This window comes from Bacillus cereus group sp. Bc010, assembly GCF_027716745.1.
Lineage (GTDB): Bacteria > Bacillota > Bacilli > Bacillales > Bacillaceae_G > Bacillus_A > Bacillus_A pacificus.
Window position 1 is genome coordinate 77,561 of sequence record NZ_JAQFUY010000007.1, and the last position, 15,456, is coordinate 93,016.

Sequence of the window (15,456 nt, forward strand, 5' to 3'; positions counted from 1 at the left end):
TTTTCTTTTTTGCAAAAAGTCTTTTGTTTGAGGAAAAATTTGTTATGATTATGGAGGAATCTTACATTTTACATTTAGTATGAAAATATGAACGTAATAAAATTTGAAAAGGTGTGTGTATGATGAAAACATATAGTGTAATTGCAGTAGCGAGTTTGTTAGCGACAAATCTATTAACATTTCCTTCTAGCTCTCTAGCTGAAATTGAAAATAAAACGAGAAATAGTATAGAAGCTGTATCGCATATGCAGAGCAATGAGAAAAGTGAATTACAAAAACAATTAGAAGCTGCAAAAGAACGAGAAATGAAATTAGAAAAAAGAGAAGAAATTTTAAAACAGCAGGAAGAATTATTTATTAAAATAGATGATTTAAAACAGAAAAAAGAAGAGTTACTGGAACAAGCTGGTGAACATAACGTACAGATAGAAGAAGTGTATCAGGAATTAAATGAGCTGAAAAAGCAGCAAGAAGAACTTGAAGAGAAGAATCCATTACAGGTAAAGAGCAATGATCAAGAGAAAAAAACGAATGAATTAAAAAGCCAAGAAGAACTTAAAGAAAAGGATGGAGTAGAAGTAAAAGAAAACAATGGCCAAGAAGAAAAAGCTCATGAAGAATTTGAAGAACAAAAAAAGAAGGAAGAGTTAAAGAAGCAACAAGATGAATTGCGAAAACAGCAGGAAGAATTGAAGAAGCAACGACTAGAGCTGGAGCAACGAATAAAGCAAGAACTTGAACGAAAACAGCAGGAAGAACAGGCGAAGCAAGAGCTTGAATTAAAACAGAAAGAAGAACAGGCGAAGCAAGAACTTGAATTAAAACAGAAAGAAGAACAGGCGAAGCAAGAGCTTGAATTAAAACAGAAAGAAGAACAGGTGAAGCAAGAGCTTGAATTAAAACAGAAAGAAGAACAGAAGAAACAAGAGTTTGAATTAAAACAGAAAGAAGAACAGAAGAAGCAAGAGCTTGAATTAAAGCAAAAAGAAGAACAGGAAAAGGGAGAAATAGAATTAAAACAAGCTGTAAGTTCGATACAGGCAGCGCCGCAATCATTTCCTGACGTTCCAGGATGGGCACAAGAGTCTGTTTATTATTTAGTTCATAAAAAAGTTATTTCTGGGATGCCAGATGGAACATTTTCACCAAGCAAAGTATTAAGCAGAGCTGAAGCAGCTACAATTATGGCGAAAATTTTAGAATTAGAAGTCAGTGAAGGTGAGAAACCAACTTTTACAGACTCTCAAGATCATTGGGCAACTCCTTATATTGCTGCTGTGGAAAAGGCAGGAGTCATTAAAGGGGAAGGCAACGGGAAATTCAATCCGGATGGTCAAATGACAAGAGCTGCTATGGCAACGATGTTAGTCCAAGCCTATCAATTAGAGAAAAAGGTTCATGAAGAATTACCAACATTATTTCCTGATGTAAAAGATCATTGGGGTGAGAAATTCATTAATATTTTAGTTGGCATGGGTATATCAAGTGGTGTTGATGGAAGACGTTGGCAACCAGATAGATCCATTACACGTGCAGAGGCAGCACAGCTCGTCGCAGTTACAGATAAGTCTAAAGACAATGAGTTGAAGATGAAGAAGGTAAGCATTTCGAAAAAATTCTTTACGTATAACGGACCATCTTTATCATCTGGAATTTCAAAGGAATATGGCCCTAGGGAAGTAACAGTGTATGAAGAGCGAGATGGTGGCTGGATTAGAATTCATACGGATACTGGTTTTAAGTGGGTTTGTTTAGTTGAAAAGAAAGTGAATATGAATAAAAACTTTTTGACGTATAATGAGGCATCCTTATCTTCAGGGATTTCAGGTGAGTATGCTCCGCAAATTGTAACGGTTATTGAAGAAAGAGAAGGAAATTGGATTAAAGTTTATACGGACTTAGGCTATAAGTGGGTCTGTTTAATAGACAAAAAAGTTCAGATTGATAGAGACTTTACTACTTATGATGCTCCTTTCAGATCTGCGAATATACTAGATTATTATGGTCCTCAAGCAGTAACGGTTTTAGAGGAAAGAGGAACTTGGCTTCGTATACGTACATATGCAGGCTATCAATGGTTAGATACGAAAAAAGAAGCGAAGTATTTATCTAAAGTGTTCTTTGCTTATGATAGTCCAAGTTTTGTATCTCGTGTATCAGGAAAGTATGCACCACAGACAGTCGAAGTTTATGGTGAAAGAGAGGGTGGTTGGATTCAAATTCAAACTAGTAATGGGTTAAAGTGGGTTAATGAAGGAAATATTAATCGCAGTCAAGTTATACTGAACGTACCGTCACTGTATCAATTCCCAGAATTGCATAATGGCTGTGAAGTCGTTTCTTTACAAATGCTTGTAGAACATCAAATTGGTCGCTCATTAAATAAAGTAGCATTTGCTTTTGAAATGCCTTTTGATCAAGCAAAATTAAAGAACTATAAAACATCATCACAAATTTGGGGAGATCCAGATGTAGGGTTTGTAGGTGATGTGACGGGAAATACGCCAGGATATTCTATTAATCCAGAACCATTAAAACGTTTGTTAGATAAATATGCGAGAGGAACGAATTTAACTGGAAATGATCTTTCTGTTTTAGAAGACTATGTGAGAAATGGGAAGCCAGTAGTGACGTGGGTAACGGTCGCTTTAAATAATCCAAGAGCGGTTACAACGTGGAAAACACCAGGCGGAAAAATAATTTATGCAAGAATGAATACGCATGCGGTTGTTTTAACAGGTGTGGATGATAATTATGTATACTATAATGATCCGTTCTATGGGACGAAAAATGTAAAAGTGAGTAAGAGCCGGTTTGCAAGTATTTATAATCAAATGGGCAAGAAGGCTTTAAGTGTAGATTAATTTTAAAAGGTTATCCGAAGATGATTTCGGATAACCTTTTTTACAATGAAATCTTTAAATGAAATATATTTCATCTGCATCTTATATTTATATCTCTTGTTTATTCTAGTGATACATCCGATGCGAAGTGATGTAAAACGTATAGAAGGAGAGAAATGAAATGAAAAAGAAACTATTACCAATCTGTGCAATGGCACTTTTAACAGTAGGATATTCTTCAGTAGCAAGCGCGGATACTGGAACAGTAACGAAGGAAGAAGTGGTGCAACAGCAGCAAGATAAGGCTAAAAAAGAAGAAGAGAAAAAACAAGCAGCACAAGCACAAGAAAAAAGTGACATGGCTAAAAAAGAGGAAGCGATAAAGGCTGCACCAAAGAGTGAGGAAGAGAAAAAGAGAATCGCACAAGAACAGTTAAAAAATGATATAGCCAAAAAAGAAGCAGCGCAAGTACAACAAACAAATGCTGCAGCGAAAAAAGAAGTAGCAAAGCCAGCGGTACAAGGTGAAAAATTACCAAATACAGCATCTAATCATGTAGCAATGATGGCACTAAGTGCATGTCTTGTAGGGATAGGGACATTATTTGGTTTGAATCGTCGCAATAAAGTTAAGGCGTAAATAAAATATTGTCCTATAAAGAATGGGATAATTTCATATATTAAAAATGGTAGGTTATTCCTACCATTTTTGGCATGGAGGGATAAAACGTGAAGTTACTCAATTATATCGGTATCATATTAATGGCTATAGGACTATGTATGGGATCATATTATGCTATGGAATGGTATAAAGGAAAAAGCTCTGCCGGGCAACTAACGAAAGAAGAAATAAAGAGCCTTAACAACATACAACGTGATCAAATTTCACATGAAACTCCCGTAACTTCTCAAGTGCCTTCTTCTCAAACAGAACATAAAGAAGGGGAAAAGGTTGCACTATTAAATATACCGAAAATAAAGAAGAAGTTTTCTATATATTGGGGAGCAAGTGAGGCAACGTTGAAAAAAGGAGTAGGAATGTTCGTTAGTGATGTAACGACAACGCCATCTGGAGGGGGCCATACTGTACTAAGTGGGCACCGGGATACTGTATTTACAGATTTAGGAGAGTTAAAAGAAAAAGACACCCTTGTTTTAGAGTATGATAATAAAACGTACACATATGAAATTCAAAAGATATGGATTACCGATGCAGATGATCGTACTGTTATTATAAAAAAAGAAGAACCGATATTAACACTGACAACTTGTTACCCATTTAATTATATAGGGGATGCGCCAGATAGATATATTATAGAGGCGAAGTTAACTGCTAGTTATTCAAAGTGAAATTATAGTTTATGAAGGCGGGAGGGAGATATATAAGTTATGTCAAAAAATATTTTAATTGTGGAAGATGAAGATATATTACGTGAAATATTAAAAGATTATTTTTTAAGTGAGCAGTATATAGTGTTTGAAGCAAGAGACGGGAAAGAAGCTTTAGTTGTATTTGAGGAAGAAGAGGTTGATTTAGTTATTTTAGATATTATGTTGCCGAAACTCGATGGGTGGTCCGTTTGCCGAAGAATCCGTAAAACATCCGAGGTTCCTATCATTATGTTGACGGCACGTGTAGATGAAGATGATACGTTACTTGGATTTGAACTTGGGGCGGACGACTATGTGACGAAGCCATATAGCCCACCAATTTTATTAGCAAGAGCAAAAAGGTTGTTAGAGAGTAGAAAAGTGACAAAGCAACTTTTAGAGAATGAAGATGATACATTATCGATTCATGGTATCCATGTCCATTTTCCGTCGCGTACTGTTATGGTAGATAAAACAGATATTAATTTAACACATACAGAATTTGAAATATTAGCGTACTTTATGAAAAACCAAGGGATCGTTTTAACAAGAGAGCAACTCATTTCAAGAATTTGGGGATATGAATTTGCTGGTGATGACCGAACCGTTAATAGCCATATTCGTAATTTAAGAAATAAATTAGGAGAGAAAGCAAAGTACATTACAACTGTAGTACGAACAGGTTATAAATTTGAGGGGAATGTATGAGAAAAGGGATTGTACTAAAATTATTTATCCTCACAACAGCATTATGTATGTTAATTTTAGCGACGATATTTATTGGACAAACGATATTTTTTAAACAATATTATGCGAATAGAAAAGTGGAAGATATTAAATTGAATTTAAATTCCTTCGAAAAAAATTATTTGAACTATGCAGGAAGTGTAGAAGGAATTCAGAAGCTGGAGCAAGACTTTTTAAGAGAAAATAATACGTGGATTACGACATTAGATCAGAACGGGAATTTAAAACATGCAGATGATTTTTATTTTGAGGTAACGATAAATCGTTGGCAACAAAAGAGATTTGGACAACAAATATTCAAAATTCCCCTATACAATCTCGTCAATATAGAGGAGATTGATAATAAACCATCAAATCAGTTTTTAGGCCAAGAAATTTATTTTTCTGGAGTGAAAAAAGAAGATCGTTTTATTCCATTTTCTTTCTCTCTATCTAAGGAGAATTTAAATGGATTGAATAAACCGTTAGAAAAAGCATTTAAGGAGAAGATGAAAGCAGTTGGGGAACAAGTTGGTAAAGAAAAGAGGCCGGCCGTTCAGGAACCAGCTGCTCAAGAACTAGATGCTATCATAGGCGGACGTATTACGAAAGTACAATTCCCTGATGTAAAAGGACCCATAAATCCAATTTATAAAAACACTTTATTTTTGGATAGTATAAAAGAATTTCAAACAGATGTAGTATTAAAAGAGAGTAATCAAATCGAATATTCAACAAAGACAATGGACTATGAAAAAAATGATATAAAATATAAATTATTAATGAAACCAATAAAAGAAAAAGATGGATCGGTAACTTATATATATGCGATGGCTTCTTTACAGCCTGTAGATGAAGCTGTACAAATGGTGCAAGATTACTACATTTACATCATTGCATTTGTAGTTGTTCTTATTTTTCTAGCGTCATTCTATTATTCAAAACAAATTGCAAAGCCGCTATTAAAAATAAATGATACAACGAAGAAAATAGCACATTTAGATTTCACAGAACAAATACCGATTACTTCAAAAGATGAAATTGGTGATTTATCAAAAAATATTAATGTATTATCAAATAAACTCCATTCCCATATTGGACAGCTAGAACAAGATATTGAAAAGGAAAGAAAATTAGAAAATACGCGGAAAGAATTCATTTCTGGTGTTTCGCATGAACTAAAAACACCACTCAGTATTATGAAAAGCTGTATTTCTATTTTAAAAGATGGAGTAGCTGAGCATAAAAAAGAATACTATTTTGGGGCGATGGAACGAGAAGTAGATAAAATGGATACGTTAATTTTGGATATGCTGGAGTTAGCTAAATTTGAGTCAGGCACATATAAAATGAAAAAGGATCCATTTTATATCGATACAGTAATGGATGATATATGTGAACACCTTTCTGTAGAAATAGAGAAAAAAGAACTTCATGTTCATAAAAATATAGGTCCATTTGAAGTAGTCGCAAATCAAGGCCGCATTGAACAAGTCATCGTGAACTTCATTACGAATGCAATACGTTATACACCAAATAAAGAAGATATTATTATTTCTACAATAGATGAAAAAGATCGTATAAAAGTATGCATTGAAAATAAAGGTACTCACATTGAAGAAGAGCAATTAGATAAAATTTGGGATCGTTTTTATCGCGTGGATGCAGCTCGTCAGCGTTCACAAGGTGGGACGGGGCTTGGACTTGCCATTTCAAAGAATATTTTAGAACTACATGATGCTGAATATGGGGCAGAAAATACAGAAGATGGTGTGTTATTTTACTTTTATTTACCGAAAAAAGTGTAGACAATATGATCTACGCTTTTTTTAATTATTTTCATATAATCTTTACCTAATCTTTATTTTTAAACGATATAATCTGGTTAGAAAATGAGGTTATGTAAGGAGTCGATGAACCGTGCATAGCAATTGGCTAAGTATAATGGTATTTATTTTCTTTTGTGCATTTATTGTATTTTTAATTGATATTACGATATGAAAAAAGAGCGCTCATTAAGCGCCCTTTTTGTTTGCATTTAGTTGATAAGCACTGATGCTCTTAAATAAGCGTGGTGAAGTAAGGAATAAAAAGATAAGTAAAACGGTACATAGAATATAGGAACCAATCATTGTACTACCATTTACGATTAATGAATATAGCACAGCTGATTGACCTTTCGGTGCATATTGTCCCCAGAAAATAATACCAGCAATAAAGTGGCAGAAATAGCGAGCAAAGCTACCGATAAATGTAGCAAGGATAATATAAGCAAGGACTTTCTTACCTTCGTTTTGTTTTGATGAAGGTTTGTCTTTACGGCTACCTAAACTGGGTTGTTCTAAGTTATTTTCATTAGACGTTAAAAGTGCTTTTTGAATTGGACGATAGAATAAGCCAGCAAATCCGATAAAAGCAAAGGCAATGAAGTACTCAATGAATGCTTGAACAGGTGTTAAAATGTAAGCATCTTCCACGACAATTTGTAATAGTCCCCAAACTAAACCACCTAAGAAAGCCGATTTAAAGCCCCAGCGGTATGCAATAATAAAAATAGGAATCATAGCAAATGAAATGGAACCGCCTGTTGGAAGTTTGATTGATAATGGTAAAATGTCGATGACCAAGGCGAAGGCTGCAAGAATAGCAGATTCGATCATCGCTTGTAAATTGGTGTTACGCATGTTGTCTCCCCCTAAATCCAAGTTGTACAAAAAAGAATAGATATCATAGGAGGATACGAAATACGTAAATAAAAAGAGGTATGTATTTCGGACGTTTGCACAATCCCTGCGTTAGCATTAACTAACAGGTTCGAAGGGTCGGAACGAAGTGTTCCCTCTCAGCGGCATGGCTCCCCCTGTGATAACGAGATTCTTTATTTGCTACTGTTTATTGTAAGTGAAATGGATGAGAATGGCAAATGAATCTGTTATGACAATGATTGAAATAGAATTGTAGTGAAATGTTAATAAATATGAAGCAAAAGGGTATAGTACAAGAGAAATTGGGTGTGGTATAATTTTTTTGAAAATAATTATCATTCTCTTCTGAGGGGGAAGGTTATGAGCTTAGTAGATATTAAAATTGGCGAGAAAGTGTTAGTAAAAAGTATTCAGTCTTTAGATCAGCTATTAAAGCGTAGACTAGCTGCTTTCGGTCTTGCTGAAGGAAGCGAACTTCGCCTGAAACAGAAAGCGATGTTTAAAGGTCCTTGTACATTGGAGTGTCGTGGACAGTTAATTAGTATTCGTCATTGTGACGCGAAAATGATAAAGGTGGAATTAGCGTGAATAAGGTAGCTTTGCTAGGGAATCCGAATACAGGGAAAACATCATTATTTAATGCACTTACTGGTTCTTATGAATATGTAGGAAACTGGAGCGGTGTAACAGTAGAAAAGAAGGTTGGTAAATTAAAAGATAAGCAAGGAACATTAATTGATTTACCAGGTGTGTATGATTTAAATCCAGTTTCACGTGATGAAGGTGTTGTAACCAAATTTCTATTAACAGAAGAATTTCATCATATGTTAAATATTGTGGATTCTTCGCAGTTTGAACGAAATATGCATTTAACATTGCAATTACTTGAATTTGGTAAGCCCGTTTCAATTGGTTTAAATATGATTGATGTGGCGAAGCAAAGAGGAATTGTCATTGATGTAAAACGATTATCAGAACTATTAGGTGTAACAGTCGTTCCTGTCGTTGCAAGAAGTGGAAAAGGCTGTGAAGAATTACTTGCGACTCTTAAAGAAAATGACAAAAACGAGAAAAAGCCATTCATTATTTCATATGGTGTACGAATGGATGAAGGAATTGGAGAAGTAATTTCTCTTTTAGAGAAAGCGAATTATGAGCATCCAAGATGGTTAGCCCTTCAATTTCTAAGTAATAACGAAGTAGTAGAAAAAGAAATGAAAGCATTACCAATCTATAAGGAACTCATAACCATTCGATCTCGCTTAGAAGAAAAACTTGATTGTACGTTGGAAGAGCATATTTACAAAACTCGTGAAGCGTATATTGAAAAGTTAAAAACAAATGTTATGAAGCATGAGAAAGAAGGAAAAATTCCTTTTTCAGAAAAAATTGATAGATTAATTACACATAAAATTTTAGGACTTCCAATCTTTTTAGCAGTTATGTTTTTTATTTTTCAGGTTACGTTTACGTGGATTGGGACACCTTTATCGGATATGTTAGATGAGTTTTTTGGTGGACAGCTTACGGATTGGGTGACAGCTGGGCTTACAAGTGTTGGAGCTTCTGATTTTATTCAAGCACTCGTTACAGAAGGTATTATTGCCGGTGTTGGTGCCGTATTAGTATTCGTTCCACAAATCTTTGCACTATTCTTTTTCATTTCATTATTAGAAGACTCAGGATATATGGCGCGAATTGCAGTTGTTATGGATCGAATTATGGAGTTCTTCGGTTTAAACGGAAAAGCGTTCATTCCGATGATTATCGGTTTTGGATGTAATGTTCCAGGTATTATGGCAGCGAGAACGATTGAACAAGAAAAAGAACGTTTACTTACAGTTCTTGTAACACCGTTTATGTCTTGTTCGGCACGTTTACCTGTATATGCATTATTTGCGGGAGTATTCTTCCCTCATAGTCAGGCAACTGTTGTGTTCTCCTTATATGTTGCAGGTATTGTCCTTGCGTTATTAGTTACAAAAATTATGTCTCTTACCATTTTAAAAGCGGAAAAATCTATTTTCGTTATTGAACTACCTCCTTACCGCGTGCCACAAGCGAAAACATTATGGTTAAGTACGTGGGAGAAAGGGAAGGGATTTGTTCGCAAAGCAGGTACATTTATCTTCGGTGGTTCTGTTGTCATTTGGCTATTAAATTATGCAGGTCCATCAGGATTTGGTGTTGATATGGGAGACAGTTTCTTAGCAATGATTGGTGGATTTATCGCACCACTATTTGCACCGCTTGGCTTTGGAACGTGGCAAGCTGCAGCATCCCTTTTAACAGGATTTTTAGCGAAGGAAGTGGTCGTTTCTACAATGGCCATTATTTATGCGGTGAAAGAAGATTTGCTTGGAAATGTAATGGGAGCACATTATACAGCATTATCAGCTTATGCATTTATGTTCTTTATTTTATTATATGTTCCGTGTTTAGCGACAGTAGCTGTTATTAAACGTGAAACAGGATCAGCGAAGTGGACGATTTTCTCTGTCGTGTATCCACTCGTTGTTGCTTATGTATTAACGTTCATTATATACCAAGTTGGATCCTTACTCGGATTCTAGAAGGAGATGTATTGTGATGATGGTCAATATTATAATTGGAGCTATCATTTTTGGTTATGCAGCATACACGTTAGTTCATTTTGTAAAGAGAAGTAAAAAAGGAAAATGCGCGGCATGTTCTTTAAATAAGTCATGTCAGTCGAATACTTGTAGTCCGGATATGGAGCAAATTGCTCATAAATAGAAGAAAGCTTTGCGAATGTCGCAAAGCTTTTTTTATTACTTTTTAATTTTTACAAGTTGAGAAGCTTCTACACCATTTTTTCCAGGGAATTCTTTACTTGGATCTTTATCGAATTTTAATACCCCAACAGATTTTTCATCACCTTTTACATTACTGTAAGTTGCGTCATCAACAATTGCATACATATCTGTGTATGCACGGCCACTTCCGATAATTGTGTTGCCTTCATATTTTAATTTTGCCCCATCAAGTGTAGCATTTTCTACTTTTTCTTTAGCAAATAATACACCTTGCTCTGCTGTTACAGCTGGTAATTTATCAAGTGGTTTCGTGTCGTCTTTTTCATCAACTTTGCTAAGTAACTCTTTTTTCACTAGTTCTTCACCAGTTTTCTTATCCATGACAAGAACTTTTTTGCCATCTAATGTTGTCATTTTCATTTTATAGAAGTCTTTTTCTTTCACTTCTTTTTTATTTTTATCCGTAATTTGCTGAACTTGTTCTTCTGATCCGTATAGTACAAAGCCGTTTGCTTTCTCTCCTAATAAAGAACAACCTGATAATGCTCCGAATGAAATTGCTGCTGCTAATCCGATTCCTACTAATTTTTTCATGATGATTTCTCCTTTTATATGTTTTATAGTCAATACAATTTTTGTATTAGTCTTGAAATGATGAGAAGCTTGTTTGTCGCTTCTGGTATTAGTGTATAAGAAATAGGGAGACGTAACTATCGAGTTAGCTTACAGTAACATTACAATAATGTAATTTAGTGAAAGTACATAAAAATGAGTCAATTTTGAAGAGAATTAATGAGAATATATTAGGAATACAATGTTTTGTAGGTAATGTCATATTATATTGGCTGTATTTTGGAAATAACATGTAAGGACATATTAGTTTTGTTATAATAAACACATAGGCTGTAAAAATGAATATTCTTTACTGTAAAGGGAGATTCTTAAGTTTTCCAAGTAGTGAATTTGAAATATGAGGTATATCATAGGAGGAATTTAGATGTCTGTATTTAAACGATTAAGAGATTTAACAATGTCGAATGTATATTCATTAATTGAAAAAGCGGAAGATCCAGTTAAGATGACGGATCAATATTTACGCGATATGCAAGCGGATGTACAAGAAGCTGAGAAAAGTGTAGCAGCTCAAATTGCGCTTGAGAAGAAATTCAAAATATTATTTGAAGAGCAAGAAGCACTTGTGAAAAAACGTGAAGAGCAAGCTCATATGGCTGTTCAAGCTAACAACTTAGATCTTGCGCGCCGTGCATTAGAAGAAAAACAAAATGCAGAGCAAAAGATGAATGAGTATAAAGCAAGCTATGAGCAAAATAAAGTTGCTGCTGATAATCTTCGCCTGAAGCTAGAAGAGATGCGTAAGCAATTGACTGAGCTGAAAAATAAACGTGAAACACTTGTAGCACGTGTAAATGCGGCGAAAGCACAAAAGAATATTAATCAGGCGATGTCTGGATTTGATTCAAACTCAGCAAAAGCTGGTTTAAGCCGTATGGAAGAGAAAGCTCTTCAATTAGAGGCTGAAGCAGAAGCAAGCGGTGAAGTGTACAAAAAAGAGAAATCATTAGATGATGAATTCGCAAGCTTAAACAAAAATTCTGCTGTTGACGATGAATTAGCTCGTATTATGAAGCAGTATGAGAAATAATATAGAATAGAGACAAATGAACCGACATGTCTAAATAAATTCATGTCGGTTTTCTATTATTTTTTTGAGGAGGTTTTGCAATGACATGGACAAATGTATTAGCCATGCTTGTATGGACTGGAGCGAGTGCAGTACTTTTATTTGCAATTATGTGGGTTGATTCGATTTTTACAAAATACAATGATTTAAAAGAAATAAAAAATGGGAATACAGCTGTAACAACTCGTTTCGTTATGAAATTATTCGCACAAGGGTACATTTTATCTCAATCGATAACGAAAGCAAATGACTTATGGCAAGCGCTACTTGCATCAGCAGTTTCTTTCGTTATTTTATTAGTGGTAGAAATGTTTATCGAATTTGTGTTAAAGAAAATGGCTGGTTTAGATTTAGAAGAAGGTACGAAAGAAGGCAGTGTTGCGCACGCGATGTTGGCCGGATCATTACATATTGTTGGTGCACTTATTTTAGGTGCTTGTTTATAAAGAGAGAAGGAGGGATAGCTCATGAGTTTATTTAAACGAATTAAAAATATAATAAAAAGCCCAGAACCGCCGAAACCAGAGAAAAGTTTGTTAACGTTAGCTCCTGGCGATATGGTTGAAGTTTCATTAGTCATGTATGAATTAATTGGGAAAACGAGTATGCATTCTCGTAAAGAAATTGTTTTAACACTGCAAGACGGGAAAGATATTCGTTATTTAAAAATTGAAGATCGTGAAAATACGTATTACAAATTATATACACCAATTGATGGTCGTTTAGATTCGATTGATGAAATTCCGATGACAATTGAAATGGATGATACAGAGTACCATATGGAAGAGCAATATAACGGACGTGTTGTTGTGATGGGGAAAACACCATTCTCAGCTTCAGAAGAACAGTATGTATGGGAATTCCAATCGGATAATCGAAAATTATTACGTATTGAATGGCAAAATGGTCGCACAATGATGTATGAGGGAGAAGCAATTATTCCTGCTGATGTACAAATTATAAGAGCAACGTAAGGGGGCGTAATCATGTCAAACCGATTGTTTACCATGATTAAATCGTTCGTGATCCCTATACTTGCTATCGTTACATTACTTGTTGTTGCTGGATATGCCTTATCAGGTTGTCAGGGCGGGCAGACAAAGTCGATTCAAGACCGTTATCCGCTAGAATCTGTCGCAAAAGAAGGTAAACAAGAATCTTACGTGTATAGGGCCGCCAATCGGTCAGTTCCTGAAGTCGCGAAGGAACTCATGAATGAAAGAGAACCGAAGCAAGCATCTAAAGAAGACGAAAATCAAATGTTCCTCGTTTATTCTGATAAGATTTATAATCTGCAAAAGGATAAAGAGAAGCTATCTGATACGTTAATTGAAATAAGTAATAAAGAGTTTGTCCGTCAAAATTACCAACCGTCCTTCCTGCAAGGATATATTATGGGTAGTATATTAAATGATATATTCGGTTCACGAAAATCATCGTACGGTGATTATCGCGGATATAATGACAGACAAAATCATAAACCAGTTATTCCAGAGAGACCGCCTACGAAAGAAGAAAAGAAAACCCCGCCTCCAATTACGAAGGAAGGGAAAGGGTCTATCATTAAGCGTGGCGATAATGTAGATTCGAAATCTTCTGTAGGAGATACAGGAAGTATTACGAAAAAAGGAAGTAGCACGCCTCCGCCTTCTACTGGAAGCAAAGGGAAAATAACGAAAACACCAGGTGGTTCGAGCGGATCAGATGTGAAGCCGAAATCATCTATTAAAACGCCGCCAAGGAATACATCTCCTCCAAAAACGAGGGTCGGTGGTTCAGGAAAGATTACGAAGAGAAGATAGTGTAGAGACCGAAAAGTGGAATTGGCTTTTCGGTCTTTTGTTATGGGAATTAATTCCTTATAGCTGATACAATGAAGTTATAAGGAGGAGATTATTATGACTATGTATAAAAGATTTAGTGTAATGATGTTCCTCGTATTATTCTTAAGTTTGTTTATTAGCACAACGATGAAATTTCACTTTGTAGTAGGTATTCTATGGATACTATGTACATGTACTCTTTTTCTATATGTTCCGCTTCGTTTTCAACATGAAGTGACGGCTTTTCAAAAGTATGTAGAGTGGATTAAACGAGGGAGCCGGTGGGGCGAGTAAAAATATATCAGCAATTATTGGAATATATCGATCGCAACTCTAAATATATCAGCGATTATCGAAATATATCGACCACAACTCCAAATATATCAGCGATTATTGAAATATATCGACTAACCGACAAAAACTGACAACAATAACAGAAGAGGGTGTGCCAGCATATTGGCACACCCTCTTTTTTCATAAAGATTAATGAATATCACGTTTCTTAAAGTTACCGCCTTTTACTTCTGCTACGTCATAAACTGTAATAAAGGCGTGTGGATCGATTTCGTTAATAAGTTCTTTCATTTTACTTTCTTCTAAACGGTTAATTACACAAGAAATTTCTTTGAATTTCTCTCTTGAATAACCACCGTATACTTCGTTATATGTTGCACTTCGGCCTAAACGATCGCGAATGGTTTCTACCATTAATTCAGGCTCTTTTGTAATGATTTTAAATGCTTTCGAACCACTTAAACCAACTTCAACGATATGAATCACTTTCGAAGCAATAAAGTAAGCAATTGCCGAAAGGATAGCTCCTTGAAGACCGAATACAGTTGATACGAAAATAAATACGAACATGTTTAAGAATAAAATAAGGTCACTCGTTCCAAATGGTAACTTACGAGAAAGCAATACAGCTAGCATATCGATTCCATCTAATGCCCCACCATTACGTAATGCTAGTCCCATACCAAAACCGATGATAATACCACCAACAACTGTAACTAATAATGTATCGCCTTCAATAATAGCTGGTATTCCGTGCATGACAACGGTACCTATTGCTAATGAAGCAATCCCGATAATGGAATAAATCGCAAAGCTTTTACCGATTTGCTTATACCCTAACCAAACGAAAGGAATGTTAATAACTGCGATTAGAGCTCCTAATGGCAATCCAAATAATCTTGAACTAACGATACTTAAACCAGTTACACCACCGTCTGATACGTTATTTGGAATTAATACTGCCTCTAATCCGTACGCTGTGATAAATGCCCCAATAATAATCATCAAAGCTTTAGAAGCAATTTTTAGCTTATTGGGCTTGTTTTTGATAATTTTCTCCATGTAATTTCCTCGTTTCAAACTAGTTTCTTATTTGTTACGTAATTCACACCTAAATTCCATTTTAACATTTAATTTGAAAAATTTCTCCTTTAATGGATGTATGCAGGGAATATTATGACCATATTAACTTTAAAATATTTTTGAAATGAGTAT

At 35.0% G+C, this 15,456-nt stretch carries 16 protein-coding genes and 1 riboswitch; of the genes, 13 read left to right on the forward strand and 3 right to left on the reverse strand.

Annotation, left to right across the window (positions count from 1 at the left end):
- Window positions 1-122 precede the first annotated feature (122 nt).
- From PDQ68_RS11010 to PDQ68_RS11030, 5 genes are all read left to right on the forward strand, one after another.
- Window positions 123-2,864, forward strand: coding sequence for an S-layer homology domain-containing protein (locus tag PDQ68_RS11010; protein WP_080444171.1), 2,742 nt, complete (start codon window positions 123-125; stop codon window positions 2,862-2,864).
- A gap of 160 nt (window positions 2,865-3,024) precedes the next feature.
- Window positions 3,025-3,483 (forward strand): LPXTG cell wall anchor domain-containing protein, encoded by a 459-nt coding sequence (locus PDQ68_RS11015; protein ID WP_016718752.1) that lies wholly within the window; start codon window positions 3,025-3,027, stop codon window positions 3,481-3,483.
- 89 nt (window positions 3,484-3,572) lie between these two features.
- Window positions 3,573-4,193, forward strand: coding sequence for a class D sortase (locus PDQ68_RS11020; RefSeq protein WP_061183684.1), 621 nt, complete (start codon window positions 3,573-3,575; stop codon window positions 4,191-4,193).
- A 39-nt stretch (window positions 4,194-4,232) separates the two neighbouring features.
- A complete protein-coding gene (locus PDQ68_RS11025) occupies window positions 4,233-4,922 on the forward strand; it encodes a response regulator transcription factor (protein WP_061183685.1) in 690 nt (229 codons plus the stop codon).
- Window positions 4,919-6,748, forward strand: coding sequence for a sensor histidine kinase (locus tag PDQ68_RS11030; RefSeq protein ID WP_061183686.1), 1,830 nt, complete (start codon window positions 4,919-4,921; stop codon window positions 6,746-6,748). The genes PDQ68_RS11025 and PDQ68_RS11030 overlap by 4 nt, the downstream gene beginning before the upstream one ends.
- Window positions 6,749-6,955: 207 nt before the next feature.
- Here PDQ68_RS11030 and thiT read toward each other — a convergent pair whose 3' ends face one another.
- Window positions 6,956-7,624: an energy-coupled thiamine transporter ThiT gene (thiT, locus tag PDQ68_RS11035; protein ID WP_061183687.1), complete on the reverse strand. Its 669-nt coding sequence runs from the start codon at window positions 7,622-7,624 to the stop codon at window positions 6,956-6,958.
- An 85-nt stretch (window positions 7,625-7,709) separates the two neighbouring features.
- Window positions 7,710-7,811: riboswitch (TPP riboswitch) on the reverse strand.
- Between the two features lie 194 nt (window positions 7,812-8,005).
- Between thiT and PDQ68_RS11040 the strand changes: the two genes are divergently transcribed.
- The 3 genes from PDQ68_RS11040 to PDQ68_RS11050 are packed head-to-tail and all read left to right on the forward strand — an operon-like array spanning window position 8,006 to window position 10,402.
- Window positions 8,006-8,233: a FeoA family protein gene (locus PDQ68_RS11040; RefSeq protein WP_000060512.1), complete on the forward strand. Its 228-nt coding sequence runs from the start codon at window positions 8,006-8,008 to the stop codon at window positions 8,231-8,233.
- Window positions 8,230-10,218: a ferrous iron transport protein B gene (feoB, locus tag PDQ68_RS11045; RefSeq protein WP_270786687.1), complete on the forward strand. Its 1,989-nt coding sequence runs from the start codon at window positions 8,230-8,232 to the stop codon at window positions 10,216-10,218. The genes PDQ68_RS11040 and feoB overlap by 4 nt, the downstream gene beginning before the upstream one ends.
- A 16-nt stretch (window positions 10,219-10,234) precedes the next feature.
- On the forward strand, window positions 10,235-10,402 hold the full coding sequence (locus tag PDQ68_RS11050) for a FeoB-associated Cys-rich membrane protein (RefSeq protein WP_000989581.1): 168 nt from the start codon (window positions 10,235-10,237) through the stop codon (window positions 10,400-10,402).
- A gap of 35 nt (window positions 10,403-10,437) precedes the next feature.
- Here the strand turns inward: PDQ68_RS11050 and PDQ68_RS11055 are convergent, their stop codons facing one another.
- A complete protein-coding gene (locus PDQ68_RS11055; protein WP_000737465.1) occupies window positions 10,438-11,016 on the reverse strand; it encodes a lipoprotein BA_5634 family protein in 579 nt (192 codons plus the stop codon).
- 403 nt (window positions 11,017-11,419) lie between these two features.
- On the opposite strand from PDQ68_RS11055, the gene PDQ68_RS11060 reads away from it, so the two are divergent.
- The 5 genes from PDQ68_RS11060 (at window position 11,420) to PDQ68_RS11080 (ending at window position 14,241) form a co-directional block, all read left to right on the forward strand.
- Window positions 11,420-12,085, forward strand: a complete 666-nt coding sequence (locus PDQ68_RS11060) for a PspA/IM30 family protein (RefSeq protein WP_000110282.1) — start codon at window positions 11,420-11,422, stop codon at window positions 12,083-12,085.
- Between the two features lie 80 nt (window positions 12,086-12,165).
- Complete coding sequence (locus tag PDQ68_RS11065; RefSeq protein ID WP_000220322.1) at window positions 12,166-12,570, forward strand: DUF350 domain-containing protein; 405 nt, start codon at window positions 12,166-12,168, stop codon at window positions 12,568-12,570.
- Between the two features lie 21 nt (window positions 12,571-12,591).
- On the forward strand, window positions 12,592-13,098 hold the full coding sequence (locus PDQ68_RS11070; RefSeq protein WP_061183689.1) for a DUF4178 domain-containing protein: 507 nt from the start codon (window positions 12,592-12,594) through the stop codon (window positions 13,096-13,098).
- Between the two features lie 12 nt (window positions 13,099-13,110).
- Entirely contained in the window at window positions 13,111-13,926 is an 816-nt protein-coding gene (locus tag PDQ68_RS11075; RefSeq protein WP_061183690.1) for a DUF4247 domain-containing protein, read from the forward strand.
- 96 nt (window positions 13,927-14,022) lie between these two features.
- Complete coding sequence (locus tag PDQ68_RS11080) at window positions 14,023-14,241, forward strand: hypothetical protein (protein ID WP_061183691.1); 219 nt, start codon at window positions 14,023-14,025, stop codon at window positions 14,239-14,241.
- Between the two features lie 189 nt (window positions 14,242-14,430).
- Here PDQ68_RS11080 and PDQ68_RS11085 read toward each other — a convergent pair whose 3' ends face one another.
- On the reverse strand, window positions 14,431-15,303 hold the full coding sequence (locus tag PDQ68_RS11085; RefSeq protein WP_000411240.1) for a YitT family protein: 873 nt from the start codon (window positions 15,301-15,303) through the stop codon (window positions 14,431-14,433).
- Window positions 15,304-15,456 lie beyond the last annotated feature (153 nt).

Bases quoted from the DNA above. Each gene is read 5' to 3' on its own strand.
- PDQ68_RS11010 (WP_080444171.1), top strand. From the start codon at position 123: ATGAAAACATATAGTGTAATTGCAGTAGCGAGTTTGTTAGCGACAAAT.
- PDQ68_RS11015 (WP_016718752.1), top strand. From the start codon at position 3,025: ATGAAAAAGAAACTATTACCAATCTGTGCAATGGCACTTTTAACAGTA.
- PDQ68_RS11025 (WP_061183685.1), top strand. From the start codon at position 4,233: ATGTCAAAAAATATTTTAATTGTGGAAGATGAAGATATATTACGTGAA.
- PDQ68_RS11030 (WP_061183686.1), top strand. From the start codon at position 4,919: ATGAGAAAAGGGATTGTACTAAAATTATTTATCCTCACAACAGCATTA.
- thiT (WP_061183687.1), bottom strand. From the start codon at position 7,624: ATGCGTAACACCAATTTACAAGCGATGATCGAATCTGCTATTCTTGCA.
- PDQ68_RS11040 (WP_000060512.1), top strand. From the start codon at position 8,006: ATGAGCTTAGTAGATATTAAAATTGGCGAGAAAGTGTTAGTAAAAAGT.
- PDQ68_RS11050 (WP_000989581.1), top strand. From the start codon at position 10,235: ATGATGGTCAATATTATAATTGGAGCTATCATTTTTGGTTATGCAGCA.
- PDQ68_RS11055 (WP_000737465.1), bottom strand. From the start codon at position 11,016: ATGAAAAAATTAGTAGGAATCGGATTAGCAGCAGCAATTTCATTCGGA.
- PDQ68_RS11060 (WP_000110282.1), top strand. From the start codon at position 11,420: ATGTCTGTATTTAAACGATTAAGAGATTTAACAATGTCGAATGTATAT.
- PDQ68_RS11065 (WP_000220322.1), top strand. From the start codon at position 12,166: ATGACATGGACAAATGTATTAGCCATGCTTGTATGGACTGGAGCGAGT.
- PDQ68_RS11070 (WP_061183689.1), top strand. From the start codon at position 12,592: ATGAGTTTATTTAAACGAATTAAAAATATAATAAAAAGCCCAGAACCG.
- PDQ68_RS11075 (WP_061183690.1), top strand. From the start codon at position 13,111: ATGTCAAACCGATTGTTTACCATGATTAAATCGTTCGTGATCCCTATA.
- PDQ68_RS11080 (WP_061183691.1), top strand. From the start codon at position 14,023: ATGACTATGTATAAAAGATTTAGTGTAATGATGTTCCTCGTATTATTC.
- PDQ68_RS11085 (WP_000411240.1), bottom strand. From the start codon at position 15,303: ATGGAGAAAATTATCAAAAACAAGCCCAATAAGCTAAAAATTGCTTCT.